General features: G+C 67.6%; 16 protein-coding genes and 2 pseudogenes. 10 read left to right on the top strand and 8 right to left on the bottom strand.

All coding sequences use genetic code 11. From position 1 onward, the window contains the following. Positions 1–65: 65 nt before the first annotated feature. Complete coding sequence (locus tag V6S85_RS12270; protein ID WP_334349037.1) at positions 66–2,240, bottom strand: hybrid sensor histidine kinase/response regulator; 2,175 nt, start codon at positions 2,238–2,240, stop codon at positions 66–68. 185 nt (positions 2,241–2,425) lie between these two features. On the opposite strand from V6S85_RS12270, the gene V6S85_RS12275 reads away from it, so the two are divergent. Then, positions 2,426–4,372, top strand: coding sequence for a hybrid sensor histidine kinase/response regulator (locus V6S85_RS12275; protein WP_165828771.1), 1,947 nt, complete (start codon positions 2,426–2,428; stop codon positions 4,370–4,372). A 40-nt stretch (positions 4,373–4,412) separates the two neighbouring features. Here the strand turns inward: V6S85_RS12275 and V6S85_RS12280 are convergent. Next, positions 4,413–4,721 (bottom strand): annotated as a pseudogene (locus V6S85_RS12280) (Abi family protein); the annotation flags it as partial. Between the two features lie 2 nt (positions 4,722–4,723). On the opposite strand from V6S85_RS12280, the pseudogene V6S85_RS12285 reads away from it, so the two are divergent. The 3 genes and pseudogenes from V6S85_RS12285 to V6S85_RS12295 all read left to right on the top strand — a co-directional run. Next, positions 4,724–5,305, top strand: a pseudogene (locus V6S85_RS12285) (type IV secretory system conjugative DNA transfer family protein); the annotation flags it as partial. 317 nt (positions 5,306–5,622) lie between these two features. Further along, a complete protein-coding gene (locus V6S85_RS12290) occupies positions 5,623–5,913 on the top strand; it encodes a hypothetical protein (RefSeq protein ID WP_334349038.1) in 291 nt (96 codons plus the stop codon). Positions 5,914–6,010: 97 nt separating this feature from the next. Beyond that, entirely contained in the window at positions 6,011–6,355 is a 345-nt protein-coding gene (locus V6S85_RS12295; protein ID WP_116566293.1) for a CsbD family protein, read from the top strand. Between the two features lie 49 nt (positions 6,356–6,404). On the opposite strand, the gene V6S85_RS12300 is transcribed toward V6S85_RS12295, so the two are convergent. Continuing rightward, a complete protein-coding gene (locus V6S85_RS12300; protein WP_334349040.1) occupies positions 6,405–7,322 on the bottom strand; it encodes an NAD(P)/FAD-dependent oxidoreductase in 918 nt (305 codons plus the stop codon). A 13-nt stretch (positions 7,323–7,335) separates the two neighbouring features. Further along, a complete protein-coding gene (locus V6S85_RS12305) occupies positions 7,336–9,531 on the bottom strand; it encodes a catalase (RefSeq protein WP_334349041.1) in 2,196 nt (731 codons plus the stop codon). A 189-nt stretch (positions 9,532–9,720) separates the two neighbouring features. On the opposite strand from V6S85_RS12305, the gene V6S85_RS12310 reads away from it, so the two are divergent. After that, the gene (locus tag V6S85_RS12310; RefSeq protein WP_116566298.1) at positions 9,721–10,644 is read left to right on the top strand and encodes a glycosyltransferase; all 924 of its coding nucleotides are present in this window, start codon (positions 9,721–9,723) and stop codon (positions 10,642–10,644) included. Here the strand turns inward: V6S85_RS12310 and V6S85_RS12315 are convergent. Genes V6S85_RS12315 through V6S85_RS12330 form a run of 4 tightly spaced genes read right to left on the bottom strand, consistent with a single transcriptional unit; the run spans position 10,641 to position 13,648 of the window. Continuing rightward, a complete protein-coding gene (locus V6S85_RS12315; protein ID WP_334349042.1) occupies positions 10,641–11,222 on the bottom strand; it encodes an SAM-dependent methyltransferase in 582 nt (193 codons plus the stop codon). The two genes, V6S85_RS12310 and V6S85_RS12315, sit on opposite strands and share 4 nt — an antisense overlap. Further along, positions 11,219–11,995 carry a PIG-L deacetylase family protein gene (locus tag V6S85_RS12320; protein ID WP_334349043.1) on the bottom strand — a complete coding sequence of 259 codons (777 nt, stop codon included), beginning with the start codon at positions 11,993–11,995 and terminating at the stop codon, positions 11,219–11,221. Before V6S85_RS12320 ends, V6S85_RS12315 begins: the two co-directional genes overlap by 4 nt. Further along, positions 11,971–13,074, bottom strand: a complete 1,104-nt coding sequence (locus tag V6S85_RS12325; protein ID WP_208866885.1) for an acyl-CoA/acyl-ACP dehydrogenase — start codon at positions 13,072–13,074, stop codon at positions 11,971–11,973. The genes V6S85_RS12320 and V6S85_RS12325 overlap by 25 nt, the downstream gene beginning before the upstream one ends. 1 nt (position 13,075) lies before the next feature. Continuing rightward, entirely contained in the window at positions 13,076–13,648 is a 573-nt protein-coding gene (locus V6S85_RS12330; protein ID WP_101717139.1) for a ferritin-like domain-containing protein, read from the bottom strand. Between the two features lie 257 nt (positions 13,649–13,905). Between V6S85_RS12330 and V6S85_RS12335 the strand changes: the two genes are divergently transcribed. The 5 genes from V6S85_RS12335 (at position 13,906) to V6S85_RS12355 (ending at position 18,543) form a co-directional block, all read left to right on the top strand. Beyond that, positions 13,906–14,697: an SDR family NAD(P)-dependent oxidoreductase gene (locus V6S85_RS12335; RefSeq protein WP_116490058.1), complete on the top strand. Its 792-nt coding sequence runs from the start codon at positions 13,906–13,908 to the stop codon at positions 14,695–14,697. A 151-nt stretch (positions 14,698–14,848) separates the two neighbouring features. Next, a complete protein-coding gene (locus V6S85_RS12340) occupies positions 14,849–15,199 on the top strand; it encodes a hypothetical protein (RefSeq protein ID WP_244286843.1) in 351 nt (116 codons plus the stop codon). A gap of 51 nt (positions 15,200–15,250) precedes the next feature. After that, positions 15,251–15,994, top strand: a complete 744-nt coding sequence (locus V6S85_RS12345) for a hypothetical protein (protein ID WP_116490059.1) — start codon at positions 15,251–15,253, stop codon at positions 15,992–15,994. A gap of 29 nt (positions 15,995–16,023) precedes the next feature. Further along, positions 16,024–17,292 carry an extracellular catalytic domain type 1 short-chain-length polyhydroxyalkanoate depolymerase gene (locus tag V6S85_RS12350; protein WP_133244939.1) on the top strand — a complete coding sequence of 423 codons (1,269 nt, stop codon included), beginning with the start codon at positions 16,024–16,026 and terminating at the stop codon, positions 17,290–17,292. A 234-nt stretch (positions 17,293–17,526) separates the two neighbouring features. Further along, positions 17,527–18,543 carry a glycine zipper 2TM domain-containing protein gene (locus tag V6S85_RS12355; protein WP_334349045.1) on the top strand — a complete coding sequence of 339 codons (1,017 nt, stop codon included), beginning with the start codon at positions 17,527–17,529 and terminating at the stop codon, positions 18,541–18,543. Positions 18,544–18,664 lie beyond the last annotated feature (121 nt).

Here is an 18,664-nt window from a genome sequence, read left to right on the forward strand (position 1 = left end):
GGCCTGCATGGAGTCCCCGGGCCGTGGCCCGGGGAGTTTTCATGTTCTCTGCCGGAGCGGCGAGCCTAGGACATCGCTTCCAGCCGCCGCACGGCGGCGACAGCCGAGGCCAGGTCCTCGTGACGGAAGGGCTTGACCAAGCGCGGCAGGTCCGGCGCCAGGTCCTCGACATCCGCATAGCCCGAGGTGATCAGCACCGCCCGGCCCGGCCAACGGGCGCGAACCCGGCGACAGAACTCCGCGCCGGACATGCCGGGCATCAGGTGGTCGGTGACGATGACGTCGGGGCAGAGCCCGTCGTCGAGCAGGGCCAGGGCCGCTTCGGCCTCACCGGCCTCGATGACCATATAGCCAAGCTCGGTGAGCTGGTCGGCGCTTGAGGCCCGGACCAGAGGTTCGTCGTCGACCAAGAGGGCCACCCCGGCGTGTTTGGCCGGCTTGACCGATGGCGCGTGAGTAAGGGCGAGCGCTTGACGGCTCACCGGGAGCCATAGCTCGAAGGTGGAGCCCGCGCCCGGCGCGCTGGCGATGGTCAGGACGCCGCCCAGTTGCGCGGCCAGGCCATGGACCATTGAAAGACCCAGCCCAGTGCCCTTGCCGATCCCCTTGGTCGAGAAAAACGGCTCGATCGCCCGCGCCCGCGTGGCCTCGTCCATGCCATGGCCGGTGTCGGAGACCGACACGCGGACATAGGCGTTGGCAGGGAGACCTGCAGGTTGTGGCTGGTCCTGGCTCGCCGAACGGGCCGAAAGTCGCAGTGTCCCGCCATCCGGCATCGCGTCGCGGGCGTTCACCGCCAAGTTCAGCAGCGCCATCTCCAGCTGGTTGCGGTCCCCATGGGCGCACGCGAGATTCTCTTCCACATCGGTGACGATCCGGATCTGTGGTCCGGTGACGCTTTCGAGCAGGGCGCCCATGTTGGCGATCAGGCTGGCAAGATCCACGGCGCTCGGCTGCAGCGGCTGACGGCGGGCGAAGGCCAGGAGCCGTTGCAGCAGGTCGCGCGCGCGTTCGGCCGAAGCCAGGGCGCCGTCGATCAGCCGCTGCTCGCGCTCGCCGCCCAGACCTTGGCGCTTGAGTCGATCCAGGCTGGCGAAGATCGGCGTCAGGAGATTGTTGAAGTCGTGGGCCACGCCGCCGGTCAACTGCCCCATGGCCTCCAGTTTCTGCGATTGCCGAAGGGCCTCCTGCGCCTCCTCGAGCGCTGCTGTACGCTCGGCCACGCGCGCTTCCAGCGTGGCGTTCAGTGCATGCAGGGCCTGTTCGGCCCGCGCTCGCTCCACAGCATCCCACGTCCGGGCCGCCACGGCCTGCGCCAAGGCGATGTCGTGTTCGGTCCAGCGCCGCGGTTGGGCCTCGTGGATATAGAGCAGGGCGGTCAGGCGGCCGGCCCGCACCAGGGGAACGCCGATCATCGCCCGCACGCCGATCGAGGCGTAGCCATCGGCATGGGGCGCGGCGCGCATGTCGTCGGCCAGGCTGTCCAGTCTGAGGGTTTCGCCGGCGCGCAGCGCGGCGATGATCTTCGGACCGAAGCTCTCCAGGGGGCGGCTTTCGCCGCCAAGGCTCGACATGCCTGGCGTGGTCCAGTCGGAGGCGACGGCGAGATTCTGGTCGTCGGTCGAGACCTCTGCATAGCCGACCCGCGCTGCGCCCAGGGTCTCGCCCAGCAAGGCGACGGCCGCGCGCTTGGCCGCTTGCGCATCGGCGGTCTGGGCGAGCCGGTCAGCCAGGGCAAGGAGCGTCTTGTGCCGCCGCTCGGCCAGCACCCGCTGGGTCGTCTCGTTGACGATGCAGAGCACGCCGCCGACCGACCCGTCCGCGTCCAGCACGGCCGAGTAGGAAACGTCGAACCACACGTCCTCAGGGTATCCATGCCGCTCGATGTAGAACTGACGGTCCCGGGCCTCGAAGGTGGCGCGCGTCTCGCGCACGCTGTCCAGCAGCGGGCCAAGATCGTCCCAGAGCTCGGCCCAGCCCTCGCTGGCCGGTCGTCCAAGGGCGCGCGGGTGCTTGTCGCCGATCGTCGGCGCGTAGGCGTCATTATAGAGGGCGCAGTACTTCTCGCCCCAGAAGAGGACGATCTGGGCGCTGGCCGGCAACATCAGCCCGACCGTGGTCTTCAGGCTGGGCGACCAGCCGGCGGGCGGTCCCAGAGGGCTGTCGGACCAGTCGCGCTCGGCCATCAGCAGGCCCAAGGCGCTGCCGGTCCCAAGAAACGCCAGATCGTGGAGAGTCACATCGGTCGCCCTTCGCCAGCCGCTGCACCGCTGCGGACAATCGCCAAGGTCAGGCTTGGGTTCCATGATTTGAACCCAAGGCGCGCGCCTGGCCCGCGTCAGGCTGCGACAATCAACCTCAGCCCGGATCAATGGCCAGGCAAACCTTCCGGGTCGACTGTGGCGGCTCGCGGAGGGGGAGCGTCTTGGATACGGGTCAAGCCAAAGACAGCGATCAGAGACTAGCCATCCTGCAGTCCCTGGGATTACTGGACTACGAGCGTGAGCGCGCGCTCGACCTGATCGCCGAAAGCGCGCGGGCGGCGGTCCTTTCGGACTGCGGCTTCGTGACTTTCGTCGGCGCCGATGAGGTCTGGTTCAAGGCCGCCTCCGGCGTCGCCGCCAAGAGCCTCCCAAGGTCCCAGGCCTTCTGCGACCGGGTGGTGAAGACCAAGGCGCGCGTCGTCCTTGAGGATGTCGGGCGCGACCCGGAATTTTCCCACATCGACTATGTCGGCGCCTATGCAGGCGCACCCGTCCTCGTTCAGGATCACGTCGTCGGTACGGTCTGCGCCACGAGTCTGGCGCCTCGTCTCTTCACGGCGAGCCAACTGCACCAGCTCGACCTCCTGGCGCGCATCGTCGGCGAGCGCCTGGAGACGCGGCGGGAAAAGCTCTTCCTGTCGCAGCTGTTCGACGGCACCTCCGACGCGGTGCTGATCGTGGATGAGCGGCAGATCATCATGCACTGGAACGCCGCCGCCGAGGCGCTCTTTGGCTATCCGGCGCGCGAGGCCTTGGGCCGGGCTCTGCGGATGATCATTCCGCCACGCCTGCGCGCTGGCCATGATCGCGGCTTTGCCCGGCTTTGCAACGGCGGCCGGCCGACCCTGGCCGGCGCGGTCGAGGTGCCAGCCCTGCGCCGCGACGGTTCGGAGTTTCCCGCCAGCCTGTCGCTGTCGATGTGGCGAGACAATGAACGCACCATGGTTGGCGCGATCGTTCGCGACATTTCCGATCGCGAGGCCCTGCACCAGGCTCGCGTCGCCAGTGAGGCCAAGACCCGGTTCCTGGCCAATATGAGCCATGAGATACGCACGCCCCTGAACGGGATCCTCGGTCTGGGCGATGTTCTCTCGCGCACGGCCCTGGCCCCGGAACAAGCCGAGTTGCTGCGCGCCATGACCGGCGCGGCGCGCACCCTTGAGGTCCTGCTCAGCGACGTCCTGGACCTGGCGCGTTCGGAGGAGGGGGCGCTGCGCATCGCTCAGGAGCCGTTCGACCTGCTGGGGCTGGCGCGCGAGGTCGGCGAGTTGCATCGGCCGACGGCCGAGGCCAAGGGCCTGACCTATACAGTCCAGGCTCCCCCGGGCGGGCGCTGGGTGGTCGGAGACGCCGTTCGCCTCCGCCAGGTGCTGGGCAACCTGCTGAGCAACGCTGTGAAGTTCACTCATGAGGGCTTGGTGAACCTGCAGGTCGCCGCCGTCGAGGAGGGATGGCGGTTCCTGGTGTGCGATACAGGCATCGGCTTCGACGCGGCCGCCAAGTCCCGAATCTTCGACCGTTTCGCCCAGGCCGACGACTCCATCACCCGTAGCTATGGCGGATCGGGACTGGGGTTGGCGATCAGCGCCGATCTCGTCCGGGCCATGGGCGGGGCGCTATCGGCGGTTTCCGCGCCGGGCGCGGGGTCGTCGTTCGCCTTCGCTCTCACCCTGCCCGACGCCCCGCCGGTGCTTGAGGCGCCCGCGCCCCAGGTCTGCCGAGAGCGCGCCGTGCGCGTGCTGCTGGCCGAGGATCACCCCGTGAACCGAAAGGTCATCGAGCTGATCCTGGGCGAGGTCGGGGCGGAGCTGACCTCGGTGTGTGACGGCCGTCAGGCGGTGGAGGCCTTCGGGGCGGGCGATTTCGATCTGGTCTTGATGGACATGCAGATGCCGGTCATGGACGGGTTGAGCGCCACCCGCGAGATCCGCGCCCGGCAGCGTCGCCTGGGACAGCGCCCCTGCCCGATCATCATGCTCACCGCCAATGTCCTGCCAGAGCATCTGCGGGCCAGCTTCGAGGCGGGCGCCGATCGCCACCTTGGCAAGCCGATTGAAGCGGCCCGCCTGCTGTCGGCGCTCGACGAGGTCCTTGCGGTGCGCGGTTAAGCTCGCCGGCCAGCAGCTCCATGGCGTCGCGCCGGCTGACGGCGTCGGCGAAGGCGGCGAGGTCACGGTGCGGGTGGCTGCCGTGGTTCTGGCTCAGCACCTCGCCGATGGCGTTGCGGAAGGTCAGCTCGAACGTGCCGCAGGCTTCGAACACCAGGGCCCGGAGCCGCTGGTCGCACTCGTAGATCCGCAGGATGTCCCGGTAGGAGGTGTTGGCCCTGAAAGGCTTGCCCGGCTGGGTGTGATCGCGTCGACTTCGAAAGTAGATGCGCAGTCGTTCATAGCCGACGCGCTCGATCTCAGCGGCCGCGAAGGCTTGGTCGGGAACCTGGAGACCACGCGTGATCAGGCTGGTGGTTCCACTACGAGGCCTATGCGCCGGAGGTCTTCGACCGCGCCGGCCCGCTGGCGGGAGCCAGCGGCTTCCTGGGCTGAGCCGGCGCCATCGCCGGCTCGCTCTGGCGGGCTCGGCAAGGCGGCCGCGTCACCACCTTCGGCTCCTCGCGCTGGACCAGCCGGCGCGAGGCCGCCCGGGCTGGCTTGCTGGGTTCCTCGGGCGTCTTCCTGGGCAAGCTCGACGGCCGCTACCTGCGCCACGACGGGCCCGAGCACGTCATGGCCTTCGCCCCGACCCGCTCGGGCAAGGGCGTGGGCCTGGTCGTGCCCACCCTGCTGTCGTGGACCGGCAGCTGCGTGGTCCACGACAGCAAGGGCGAGAACTGGATGCTGACGGCCGGCTGGCGGTCGAAGTTCTCCCACTGCCTGCTGTTCAATCCGACGGATCCGCGCTCGGCGCGGTACAATCCGCTGCTGGAAGTGCGCAAGGGACCCCACGAGGTCCGCGACGTTCAGGACATCGCCGACATCCTGGTTGATCCGGCTGTGCGGGCGGCATGGAGCGGGCGCCAGCATGAATTGGCTGGCGGCGCGCTTTGCCGCTAGGCGCCTTGCAAGCGGGGCGAACGCATTCGCCGACCGACGCCGCGCCAGACCGAATCCGGAATTTCCTAAAAACCGGCGCGCCGACCTCGGCAATGTTCAAGGTCGGCGCAGGATAGCTCCGGCGCTAAATCGTTCGCGTCCGGATTCAATTGAGCCTTTATGCGCAGAGGGCGGCGATGAGCACGCTGGAGGGATGGTTGCTGCCAACTTGTCGTAGCGGGTGTCGCTTTCGGGAATTCTGGAACTGCTCCGTTCGCGCGGAGGCGATGATCGCGGGGCCTAGCGTCGTGACCATGTTAGACTACGAAATGAACGAGACCGAACGCGAGATGCTGGCTGAGGATCGGGCCGAGGCGTATGCGCCAAAGCCCGTTGGCGGAGCCTTTATGGCCGGTGTCTGCGGCGCCGCGCTCGCTCTATTGGGCTTCATCGTCGCGGCGCGCTTCTATGGCTGGCCTGTGCGAGATCACATCGGACTGGCGCTGATCCTTGTCGCGGGCGGTTTCGTTCTCGTCTGCGGCGGATATCTGCGTCTGGCGCGCAGGAACCGTCGGGCGCGCCGGGCGGAGCGCCGGCTGATCGATCGGGAGCAGAGATAGAACGCCAGTCGAACGCCGGCGAACATTCCCCGGAACACCCATGCGGGTTGGCGGATTGGTCTGTCGCCGCGTTCGGCGGCAAGCAAAGGACAGACCGATGGACGATCAAGTCACAGGCGTCGCCCGCCAGGGCGTCGGCCGGGTCCAGGACGCCGTCGGCGGATTGACCGGCGACAGCGCCACCCAGATCAAGGGCAAGCTCAACCAAGCCGCCGGCGGCGCCCAGCGCGCTTACGGCAAGCTCACCGACGATGTGCGCGACCGGCTCGAGGGCGCGCTGGATACGGTGCGCGGCGGGATGCGCGAACGCCTCGACACCGTCGAGACCTATGTGAAGGACAAGCCGCTTCCGGCCGTGGCCATCGCGGCGGCCGTCGGCATCGTATTGGGACTGCTTCTGCGCGGCCGCAGCAGGACCGTCTATTTGCGCGATCCGCGCTAGGCCTGTCGGCCAGGGGGGGCTTCGGGGCGTTTCCCGCAGCCTCCCCTGGTCAGCGCAGGAACGGCGCCTGCTTGGCCAGATCGTTGCGCAGGGACGTGGCGGCGACGCCGGCCTCGCCCATGGCGTGGCTGATCTGGTCCAGGCCCAGCACGACGTCGCCGGCGGCGTACAGGCCGTCGATGCTCGTCCGTTGATGGGCGTCCACCCTGATGCAGCCGTCTTGCGTCACCGCCGCGCCCAGGCCGTGCGCCAGGTCGGAGTGAACCTCCGATCCGAGCGCAGGATAGATCGCATCGAAGCGCAGGCGTCCCTTGGAGCAGGCCAGGCTGATGCTGTCGTCCTCCAGCGCGAAGTCTCCGGCCGGGCCGGCGATGCGCCTGACCCCGATCTCATCGAGACGCCGGCGCTGACTGTCGTCGAGGCCGTCATCGGCCTCCAGAGCGATAAGCGTGACGCTCGCCGTATAGGCGCGCAGGAATTCGGCCTCGCCCGCCGCGCGGGCGCCAACGCCGATCACCGCCACCCGTTGGTCCGTCACTTCGTATCCGTCGCAGACCGGGCAGTAGCGCAGGCGGCCTTGCTCCAGCGCCCGCATGTGAAGCGTCTCGTCCATCGGGGGGCGAAGATTGGTCACCCCGGTCGCGAGCAATACGGCGCCAGCCCGAAGCTCGCTGGTCGAGCTGCGGACGACGAAGCCCTCGGGCGCGACGTCGAGTTCTTCGACCCGGCCCAGGATGATCCGTGCGCCATGGAGCTCAGCCTGCCGACGCATACGCGCCAGCAGGGCCTTGCCCGATATGCCTTCGGGAAAGCCCGCATGGTTGCGGGTCAGCGCGATCAGGGCGGCGCGGCTGTGGCCGGCGTCGACGACCACCACCGAGAGCCGGAAGCGCGCCAGATAGATCGCGGCGGTCAGGCCCGCAGGCCCGCCGCCGACGATCAGGCAGTCAATCCTCTCGTCGCTCATGTGCGCCGATCGCTCATGCGGGATCGGCGACCAGCGGCTTGGGAGGCGGACGCACGAGAGGCTCGCGGGCCCAGACCCGGCCCGTGGAAGCCGTGGCGACGAAGTCGTCGACGCTGGAGGCTTCGAGATCGATCAGGCCTTCGTCGTCGTCCGGTCCCACCTCGGTGATCCCGCCCTTGGCGAACAGGGGACCGGCCGAGGGCAGGTAGGCTATGACCTTGAGGTGGCCGTAGGCGTCGCGCAGGAAGTTGACGGCCGCCGCTTCCAGGGCCAGCTGCGCGCCGCCCTCGTCTGACGGCAGGATCGCCACCGCGTCGAACAGCACCGAAGGGCCGCCGTCGATCCTGTGGTCGGCAGGCAGTAGGTCTCCACCGGCCGTCGTGACGCCATAGATGGTCGGGGCGATGATCTGCAGCCGCGCGCCGGCCGCCTCGACGGCCGTCTTTAGCTTGGCCAGCAGCTTGTCGTCAGCCCCGTCGCTGACCAGGGCGCCGACCTTGCGGCCTTCCAGCGTGGGCTGCGCCTTGGCCAGCAGGCTGAGCATGGGCGAGGGGGTCATGTCCTTGGCCAGGATCGGCGCGGCGGCCGGAACGATCTTTCCCGTGAAGCCCAGGCCCTCGGCCACCGACTGGGCCAGGAATTCGTCGATGTGGATCAGGCGCGACAGCACCGCCTCGCGCACCCTTGGCGTGACGCACTTGCTGAGCTCGAAGACCAGGGCCGCGATGATGTGATCCTGCTCGGGCTTGGTCTGGCTGGCGAAGAACAATCGGGCCTGGGTGTAGTGGTCGGCAAAGCTCTCGGGCCGCACCCGCAGCTGCTCGCCGGCCTCGGGATTGGGGAAGGTCGTAAAGCCGCGCTCCTGGGACTCGCGCGCCACGTCCGGCCCCAGGGTCGAGGGCTCGTAGTTCACCTGGCCCTTGGGCGCGCCCATCTGCATGTGGCCGTCGCGCTGCAGATTGTGGAACGGGCACTTGGGCTGGTTGATCGGGATCTGGTGGAAGTTGGGGCCGCCCAGGCGCTTGAGCTGGGTGTCCTGGTAGGAAAAGAGGCGCCCCTGCAGCAGGGGGTCATTGGTGAAGTCGATGCCCGGAACCACGTGCGCGGCGCAGTAGGCCACTTGTTCGGTCTCGGCGAAGAAGTTGTCGGGGTTGCGGTCCAGCACCATGCGCCCGACGACGCGCAGGGGCGCATCTTCCTCGGGGATCAGCTTGGTGGCGTCCAGCACGTCGAAGTCGAAACCGTCGGCCTGTTCCTGGGTGAAGGTCTGCAGGCAAAACTCCCACTCTGGGAAGTCTCCGCCCTCGATGGCCTCCCACAGGTCGCGCCGATGGAAGTCGGGATCGGCGCCGTTGATCTTCAGCGCCTCGTCCCAGACCACCGATTGAGAGCCGAGCTTGGGCCGCCAGTGGAACTTGACGAAGGTGCTCTGGCCAGCGGCGTTGATCAGGCGGAAGGTGTGGACGCCAAAGCCCTCCATCATGCGCAAGGAGCGCGGGATGGCCCGGTCGCTCATCGCCCACATGATCATGTGCATGCTCTCGGGCGTCAGCGAGATGAAGTCCCAGAACGTGTCGTGCGCTGTGGCCGCCTGCGGGAACTCGCGGTCAGGGTCCTGCTTGGCCGCGTGGATCAGGTCGGGGAACTTGATGGCGTCCTGGATGAAGAACACCGGCATGTTGTTGCCGACGAGGTCGAAGTTGCCTGCCTGCGTATAGAACTTCACCGCAAAGCCGCGTACGTCGCGCGGCAGGTCGGCCGAGCCCTTATTGCCGGCCACGGTCGAGAAGCGCGTGAACACCGGGATGCGCTCGCCGGGTCGCTGCAGGAAGTCGGCGATGGTGACGTCGGCGCAAGACTCCAGGCATTCGAAGAAGCCATGCGCGGCCGAGCCGCGGGCGTGGACCACGCGCTCGGGAATGCGCTCGTGATCAAAGTGCATGATCTTCTCGCGCAGGATGAAGTCCTGCAGCAGCACCGGACCGCGCGCGCCGGCCTTGAGCGAGTTCTGGTTGTCGGCGATCGGTACGCCCTGGTTGGTGGTCAGCTGCGTGGCCGGGGCGTCGGCCTGCTGATGGGTCTCGCCGCCGGGAAGGATCAGGGTCTCGCCTTCGGTCGAGGGCCCCGCCGGACGCGGGGGCGGGGCGTTGGTCGGGGGCGTGGAATGCGCGCCGGCCGTCTTGGCCTTGGTCTTAGCCGGGGTGGCCATGGGACGTCTTTCGGTTGTGAGCAGTTGGCTGCTTCAACGTCTCGGCCTCATCGAAGTTGCTGTCGCCAATCCGACATAAGAGATTGAAATATTTATTTATTTCGTTGACGCCCCGGTTCGAACCTTCTTGGCTTCGAAGAGTTTGCAACCCGCCGCGCGCTTTCGCCGGACGTGAAGGAGCGGAACGCGATGCGCATGGATCTGGTCGTGAGGCGACACGTGGCGGTGGCCGTGCCTGCGCAGAACGAGGCGGCCTGGATAGAGGTCTGCCTTGGACGTTTGCTGGCGATGGAGCGCGACGAACGGATCGCCTCGCTCCGCATTGTGGTGCTGGCCAACAACTGCTCGGACGAAACCGCCGCGCTTGCCCGACGGATGGGCGCAGACGTCGAGGTCGTCGAGATGCGGTTGGCTTCGGACCAGGCGCATGCCGGCGGCGCCAGGCGAGCGGCGCTTGAGGCCGCCTCGGCCTTTCTCAGATCGCCCGAAGACCTGCTGGCGACCACCGACGCCGACACCCAGGTCGCCGGCGACTGGCTGTTACGGACGCTGGACCATGTCGACGCCGGCTACGACGCGGTGGCGGGGCTGGCGCGGCTGAAGGGGACAGAGCTTCGCGGGCTGGATCGCGAGCATCGCGCGCGCCTGGCCCTGCTTCGCCGCTACTATGCCGCCCTCGACGCCTTGCGAGCGGGGCGGAGCGGCGAGGCTTGGCCGCACCATTCCTATGAAGGGGGCGCCAGCATGGCCCTGACCCTGGGCGTGTACGCCCGGATCGGCGGCGCGCCCGCCCCGCCGGTCGGGGAGGACAAGGCGCTGTTCGAAGCCGTGCGGGCCGCCGGCGGGAGGGTTCGCCATCCGATCGACGTCAAGGTCTTTACCTCCTGTCGCCTGGCCGGTCGCGCCGTTGGAGGAACTTCCGATACGCTGGACTTGTGGGGACGCCAGGCCATCGACGAACCCATTCACGAGGCGCCGCCGCTCAATGTCGCGCTCGGCCTGGCGACATGCGGACCGGCCCTGACCTTCGCGGATCTTCCGGCCGAGGTCGACAGGGCGCGCGCCCTCGTGCGGATCGGGCGCGAGCGGCTGATGCTGTCGAAGGCCGGCTAGATCCAGCGCCACAGGTCAAGGCGATAGGCGGCGTTGCGTTGCGCCGTCTCGACGCTGATGGCCTCGCCCAGGTGGGCTCGGAGGGTCTCGACGGCCTCATCGGCGGTCTTGGGATAGTCGGTCTCGCCCAGCCAGTGGACCAGCAGGATGCGGCCGCGCGGAATGCGCGCCGCGCCAAAGGCCTTGGCCGCCAGGGCCAGATCGGTGTCGTCCCAATAATAGGCGACCTCCGACAACACGATCAGGTCGAAGGCGCCGGCGACGTCATCTTGGGGAATCTGAAGCTGGGCGAACTGCACATTGGCCAGGTCCGTGCAGCGCCGACGGGCTTGTTCGAGCGCAGTCGCCGAGACGTCGAGCGCCAGCAGGTGGTCGCAGCGCGCGGCCAGCCGCCGGGTCAGGACGCCGATCGAGCAGCCGACCTCCAGGCCCCGCGTGGCTTGCTCGCCGCCAAGGGCGGCGAGGGTGGCTTCATACTTCTCGCGCTCGTAATCGCTGGTTTCGAAACCCCATGGGTCGGGATTGGCCGCGTAGAGGCCCTCGAAATAGCCGGGCTCGAGCGAGCGGGTCTTCCTCAACGGCGGCACTCCAGAAAGATCTCGACCGGCCGATCGGTCAGGGCCGCCAGTTGGGGCGACACCCTGAAACTCTCGGCGGCGTCCTGGATCAGCGGCGTCATCTGGGTTTCGTGGCAGGCCAGGGCCCGTCGACGCCGAGCGATCTCGTCGCCGCACATCAGGCCCCAGACGCCTTTGGCCCCGTGGCGGTGAGCCAGGTCCGGATCGGCCCAACCCCAGACCAGGTACTCCATCTTCACCGGCTCGCGGGTGTCGATCGAGGCGATGTAGTCGGAAGCCAGAAGATTGGCTGCGACATGGTCGCAATGCTGTTCATGACGCCACGGCGCCCAGACGCTCCACGGCTTGAAGCGGTCGGACCATTCGCGCAGGTCGCGCAGCGTGTCGGCATAGGCGGCCTGATCGCGGGGGAGGGGCGCACCGTCCGGCCAGCCCACGAAGTGAACGTCGTCGGGCGGAACGCCAAGAATGTCGAGGGCCGCCAGGGCTTCTTGCCGCCGGGCGCGAACCAGCCGCCTCGGCGGCCAGGTGGCCGAGCCCTTATGCGACCCCTCGCCGTCGGTGAGGTAGACCACGCGAGGTTTCAGGCCCAGCTTGCTCGCACGGGCGATCAGGCCGCCGCAGCCAAGCGTCTCGTCGTCGGGATGCGGCGCCAGGATCAGGAACGGCGACAGGCCGTCCAGCACCTTGGCCTCAAGATTGAAGGCCTGGTTGACCAGGGCGGCCCAGGCCGGTTCGCCAAGCGCCGTCACCACAGGGGATCGTCCGCCCATGCGTCCTGCGCCAGGAAAGCCGCCGCCGCGCGGTCCAGCGCCTGGTCCGGAACCGGTTGGCGCAGATAGAGCGCCAGATCGCGGCAGGCCTGGTCCAGGGGGTTGTCAACGAAGAAGGCTCGCGTTCCGACGCTGCGCGCAGCCGCTTCCATAACGGCAAGGCCGGCCTCCTCGACGACGCCTCGGGTCATCAGGACGAAGCTGATCGTTTCGGGTCCCGCGTTCGGGGCCTCGGCCCGATCGGCCGCCTCGCGCACCCACAGATAGGCCGATCGGGCGGCCGCCAGGGCCTTGCCGAAGCGGGCGCGGTGAATAGGGTCCTGGCCGGCAGGCGAGGCCGCCAGGTGATCGCGCAGCAGGGTCAGCACGTGTTCCACCCCGCCAAGCTGCACCGCCGTAAAGCGCCATGCGCCGGCCGAGAAGCGCGGCTCGCATTCGTAATCGCCTGGCGCGCCCAGTCGCGTCGCCGCATTCACGGGCAGGCCGGTGAGGTCGTAAGTCCCGCTGACCGTCGCCCTCATGCCCCGCACCCGCCAGGCCGATGGATCGGCGCGGGCCGGATCTGAGGCGTGCGCCAGAACCATCTGCTTGCCCTCCGACGTGGCGGCGGTCACCACGGCGATGTCTATGTGACCCGCGCCTGTGGCGTAGGACTTGGCGCCTCGAAGTCCGCCTTGGGCGATCGTCACGCCAGGCGCAGGCTCGGTGTTCCAGACGCCCAGGACCTTTCCCGCGGCCAGGTCTGCGTCCAGGGTCCGTCTCTGTTCGGCCGAGCCGTGCCAGGCGATCAGGCGGGCGCCGTTGACGTGGCCCTCGAAGATCCGGCCCAGGCTGAGGTTGGCCCGGCCGACAAGGCGCAGCGCCTCCATCAACTCGCGGGGGGAGGGCGTGTCGCCGGCCATCACCTCAAGGGCGCCGATCTGGGCCAGGAAATCGACGTCCTCGGCGGGGAAGGCGCTACGGGCGTCCAGGTCGGCGGCGCGGGACCGAATGACGGGAACGGCCTTGCGAAGGGCGGCCAGCACCTTTGCGGCCGACAGCGGGGGCGATGACGTCGCGAGCGCGACCTGTGCGGACAAGTCAGGCATCCTCGAGCATCGGCGTGCCTTCATGCGCGACCAAGAGGTCGTGCATGTCGTCGGCATGCTCTTCCTCGACGGCGAGGATGCCCTCCAGCATCACCCGCGTGGTCGGATCGTCGTCGCCGAAATAGCGGATCAGCTCGCGATAGTGCTCCACGGCGATCCGTTCGGCGATCAGGTTCTCCTTGATCATGTCGATCAGGTTCTCGCCCTCGACATATTGCGAGGCCGAACGGGTGGCCAGGCCTTCCGGACTGAAGTTCGGCGTGCCGCCCAACTGGGTGATGCGCTCGGCGACGGCCAGGGCGTGCGCGTGCTCTTCCTTGGCGTGCTCGGCGAATTCGGCCTTGGGGCCCTGGCTTGAGATGCCCGAGGCGATGATCGAGTGCAGGGTGTAGCGCAACACGCACACCAGTTCGGTGGCCAGCACGGTCTGCAGGATCTCGATGGTCTTGTTGACGTCGCCGCCATAGGCGGGCGTCAGAGCGCCGTCCTCGAGGTGTTCCCGCGCCCTGGCGCGCAAGGTCTGCACGTCGCTGAGGAAGGGCTTGTCGGCGGCCTGGTCGTTCATGATGCGTCCCTTAATGGTCCGAGCATCCAACGCGCCGTGGCGACTGTTGATCCGGGAGGGAAGCTAACCTTGCGTTTCCGGTGGAATGTCGATTGCCCGACATAGCAAGTGTTTGGTTTGAAAGGGGGAACGCCAGGAGGACAGGGTGGTTATCTGAGCGGGAGATATCTCATGAAAAACGAAACCGTCGCTTGCTGGCTGAAGGGCGGCGCGTCGCCCGCGCCTGCTCGCAAGCCTCCTCCGCGAATGGTCGCCAGATGATCGATGACCTCAGGCCGCTGGCCGTCGTCACCGGCGCTGCTTCGGGCGTGGGATATGAACTGGCCCGTCTGGCTGCCGAGGACGGCTATGACCTCGTCATCGTCGCGGACCTGTCCTCGATCGTCGAAGCCAAGGCTGGGCTCGACCAGTACGGAGGACGGGTCTATGCGCTGCAGGTCGACCTTTCGACGATTCAGGGCGTGGATGAACTCGTCGAGCTGGTCGCCGATCGTCCTGTCGACGCTCTGATGATCAATGCTGACCGTGGTCTGGGCTACGGCTTTCTGGATCAGGACTGGAGCGAGGCGCGACTGGTGATCGACGCCAACGTTATCGGCGCCGTCTATCTGATCCAGCATCTGGCCAGGGACATGCGCGAGCGCGACCGAGGCAGGATTCTGATCACGGGGTCCATCGCCGCCTTCATGCCGGGCTCGTTCCAGGCCGTCTATAATGGCAGCAAGGCTTTCCTCGACAGTTTCGCCTGGTCATTGCGCAACGAACTAAAGGACACCAGCGTCACGGTGAGTTGCCTGATGCCAGGCCCGACGGATGCAGGCGTCTTCGCCGACGCCGACCCTCTGGACGCCGCGCGGCGACGACATTCCGGCAGGACCGATCCGGCGCACGTGGCCCTGGCGGGATATCGGGCCATGCAGAAGGGCGAGGGCGATGTGGTCGCCGGCTTCAAGACCAGGCTCCAGTCGGCCCTCGCCGAGGCGGCGAGGCTGGCCGCCCTGGATGATCAGCGTCTGAAGGCAATATTGCCGAGCTCCAGAAAGAACTAAATATATCTTAGTGTCAAAATTGGCGTGTCAATTTTATTTCGATCTCTTTTGGTTTTCGGCATAGCTAATTATCTAGCTTCGGTATGAATTTATAATCGTGATGCAACCGTGTTTGGTCGGGAAGGCTTATCCCCTGACCTCTCGGAGATCCATGAACATGCTGAAAACCACGATTGGCGTCGCGCTCGCCGCGATGCTGCTGGCTGCTTGCGGCCAGAAGAGCGCCGACCATGAGAAGGTCGAGGGGCCGGCCGTTTCCGCGCCGGCTGCTCCGGGCAATGCCGCGGTCGACACCGCGCCGACGACCGGCGAGACCGGTCCGACGCCGGGCGCCAGTTCCTACACCGCCGACCAGGCGCGGGCCGCCATTGAGAAGGCCGGCTACAGCGAGTTGGGTCCTCTGAATCAGAACGCCAACGGTCTTTGGCAGGGGAAAGCCACCAAGGACGGCCGCAAGGTCAATGTCTCCATCGACTACAAGGGCGCGATCACCGAGCTCTAGGCTCGGCCGCCCTTGCTCGCCTCAAATCACAATCTTTCTGGGAAGAACCACATGAGCAAGACCATCACCCGGCTGTTCGACAGCCACACCGACGCGCTCGCCGCGATTGCGGACCTCAAGGACTACGGCGTCGCCGAAGACCGTATCAGTCTGGTCTCCGACAACACCGACAACTGGCATGACGACGGGCGCAGGGCCGGCGGTCCGCTGGGAGATCACGATGGCGACGGTGACAACGACGTCGCCGACGGCGCCGGCAAGGGGGCGGCCGCGGGCGGACTGGTCGGCGGCGGCGCGGGCCTGCTGGCCGGCCTCGGCATGCTGGCCATTCCCGGCCTGGGACCCGTCGTCGCGGCCGGCTGGCTCGCGGCCACGGCGGTCGGAGCGGCCGTCGGCGCGGCGGCCGGCGGCGCCACGGGCGGCCTGCTCGGCGCTCTGAAGGAGGCCGGTCACAGCGATGACGAGGCCAACGTCTATTCCGAGGGCGTGCGGCGCGGCGGCGCCCTGGTCAGCGTCAGGGCGCAGGACGGCGAGATTGAAGCTGTCGAGCGGATTCTCGACGAAGGGCGAGGCGTGGACGCCGCGCGTCGCGGCGAGGCCTATCGCCAGGACGGCTGGACGGGCTTTGATCCCTTGGCGGCTCCCTATAGCGCCGAGCAGATCGGTCGCGAGCGCGCCCTTTACGGCGAGGATCGCTCGTTCGCGACGCGCCGGGGCGACGACCTGCTGATCGATGACGAGGTGGTCCGACCCGAGGATCGCGGCGTCGCCGATCCGGTCCGTCGCGAGTATTAGAAGCTATCGCCCCGACCTCGGCATGCCCGGTGGTCGGGGCGCCTTTTCCGTTTTCGCCGAAAGACGTGATCGAGCGTGATGGCGCCTTTGCTGCGTTGCAGCATTTGAACTGGGCGGCGGCTTTTCCGCCTCGCTGTTTTCAGGACATCACCATGCCGAGCCTCGGCGACACCACCGCTATGCTGGCGCGCCTGCGTCGCGCCTCGTTTTCCGCTCCAGACGCGATCGGGCGCCTGGAGCGCACGGACGATTTCGGCGTCAATCCTGGTCACCTGACGATGCTGAGCTATCGGCCCGAAGGCTTGGCGTCCGGATCGCCGCTCGTGGTCGTCCTGCACGGCTGCACCCAGACTGCTGCGGCCTACGCCGAAGGCGCCGGCTGGCTAGACCTAGCCGACCGCATGGGCTTCATGATCCTCGCGCCGCAGCAGGCTCAGAGCAACAATCCCAATCGCTGCTTCAACTGGTTCCTGGCGGGCGACATCCGGCGAGGCAAGGGAGAGGGCGCTTCCATCGCGGCGATGGTCGGTCATCTGCTCGACGCTCATGATCTTGATCCGCAGCGGGTCTTCGTTACGGGATTGTCGGCGGGCGGGGCGATGGCGGGGGTGATGCTGGCTGTCTATCCCGACCTCTTGGCGGGCGGCGCCGTGATTGCGGGCCTGCCTTATGGCGTGGCCCGCAACGTCCAGAGCGCGATGCAGGTCATGAACCGGCCCGCTGCTCGTTCAGGCGCGGATTTCGCCGCTCTGGTTCCCGCCTTCCAGGGCGGCTCCCGGCCCCGGCTGTCGATCTGGCACGGCGACGCCGACCGCACCGTGCATGTCCAGAACGCTCATGACCTGGCCCAGCAGTGGGTCGCCCTGCAAGGGCTGCCCATCGCGCCGCATCGGGTGGAGCCGCTGGCGCATGGAACCCGCTCGACCTGGCGGTCCGCCGGGGGCGAGCCGCTCGTCGAGTTGAACATCGTTCGCGGCCTTGGCCATGGCGCCCCGCTTTCCATGAAGCGCGCCGGCGATGTCGGCAAGGCGGGGCCCTTCTTGCTCGAGGCGGGGATTTCTTCGTCCCTGGAGATCGTCAGGTTCTGGAAGATCGACGAAGGGCGCGGCGAGCGGAGCGGCGATGGAGGGGCTGAGCGGGCGCTGGAAACGATCGCGCCGACGCAGCCTGCAGCCCAGCCGGAGCGTCCCGAGATCGGCGGTCTGGGAGAGGGGGTCATGAAAGCTGTCAGCCACGTGCCCGCAGGCGTCCAGGACGTAATCGCCAAGGCGCTGCGTGCGGCCGGTCTCCTGAAGTAACCAGCTGTGGCTGGACAGGCTCCGCGTTTACACTTTGCGAGGGGGTGGTGGGTAGTGATTTTGAATTATGACAATATAATTTCTGCTGACAAAGGCGATTTTGTTCCGTAATTATCGAATTGAATTAGTGCCTTGTCGTGATTTATATTTTGCTTTGCTCTTGAATATTGTTAATAAAATCGCCATTTGATGTGGGTCGGGAGGAGTATGTCTCATCCCAAGGAATCCCACAAAATGCGTATCCAACTCCTGGTCGCCGGCGTCTGCGCCGCGGCCCTCATCCCCGCCGCCGCGCTCGCGCAACAGACCTGCGAGCAGCGGCAGAGCAATCGTGTGGCCGGAACCCTCCTCGGCGCTGGTGTCGGGGCGGCGGCAGGCAGCGCCGTGGCGGGCCGCGGCGATCGTGGCGAAGGGGCCGTTATCGGCGGCATCGCTGGCGCCCTGATCGGTAATCAGGTCGCCAAGGGGCGTCCCGACTGCGCCCGCGCCTATGGCTTCTACGATAATCAGGGCGCCTGGCACGCCAACGCCGTCTCGCGAAGCGAGGCTTCCGGCTATTTCGATCGCAACGGCGACTGGGTCGACGGGGCTCCACGCGGCTACTACGCGTCCGACGGGCGCTGGATGCAGGCGAGCGCCGACGTCGAGGCGTCCGGCTACTATGCCAGCGGTCTGTGGGTTCCAGCCTCGGCCACCGGCTACTACGCCCAGGACGGTCGCTGGGTCTCGGCCGCTTCCGGTTACTATGACAGGTCCGGTCGCTGGATCGCGGGCGCAGCCAGCGGTCGCTACGACGCCAACGGACGCTGGATGCCGGGCCAGCCGAGCGGACGGCGCGCCGCCAACGGAGCCTGGATCGCTGATCCGCAGCCGGGCTATTACGCCAACGGGCGCTGGGTGCGTGGCGAGACGGTCGGTTACTACGACGCCCGTGGCGGCTGGGTCTCGACGGATGCTCGCCGCCCGCGCGCCGACTATCCCGCCGGTCAATATCCCGACGGCCGCGGCAGGCTCAGCATCGACGATCGTCAGGCGCAACTGGCCGAGCGCATCAATCGCGGCGCCTATAGCGGTCGCCTGAGCCGGGCCGAGGCGGGCCAGGCGACACGAACCCTGGCCGCGATCGAGCGCCAGGAGCGGTCCTTGCGCAACCGTCAAGGCGATCTTGGTCCCAGAGGGCGGGCGATCATCACCGCTCGGCTCGATCGGTTGAGCGACAGCATCAGCGGCGATTTCCGCGACGATCGCTGACATCCGCAATACAGCGCCGGGCGACGTTCCTTGGAAGGTCGCCCGGAATCGCATCGTGCGCCGGCCCCTAGCGGCGGCGCGCTTGGCTAGCCCCTTCGGATACGAAACATGCCCTATCTCT

Source organism: Caulobacter sp. CCNWLW153 (genome assembly GCF_036889365.1).
GTDB classification, from domain to species: Bacteria; Pseudomonadota; Alphaproteobacteria; order Caulobacterales; family Caulobacteraceae; genus Caulobacter; species Caulobacter radicis.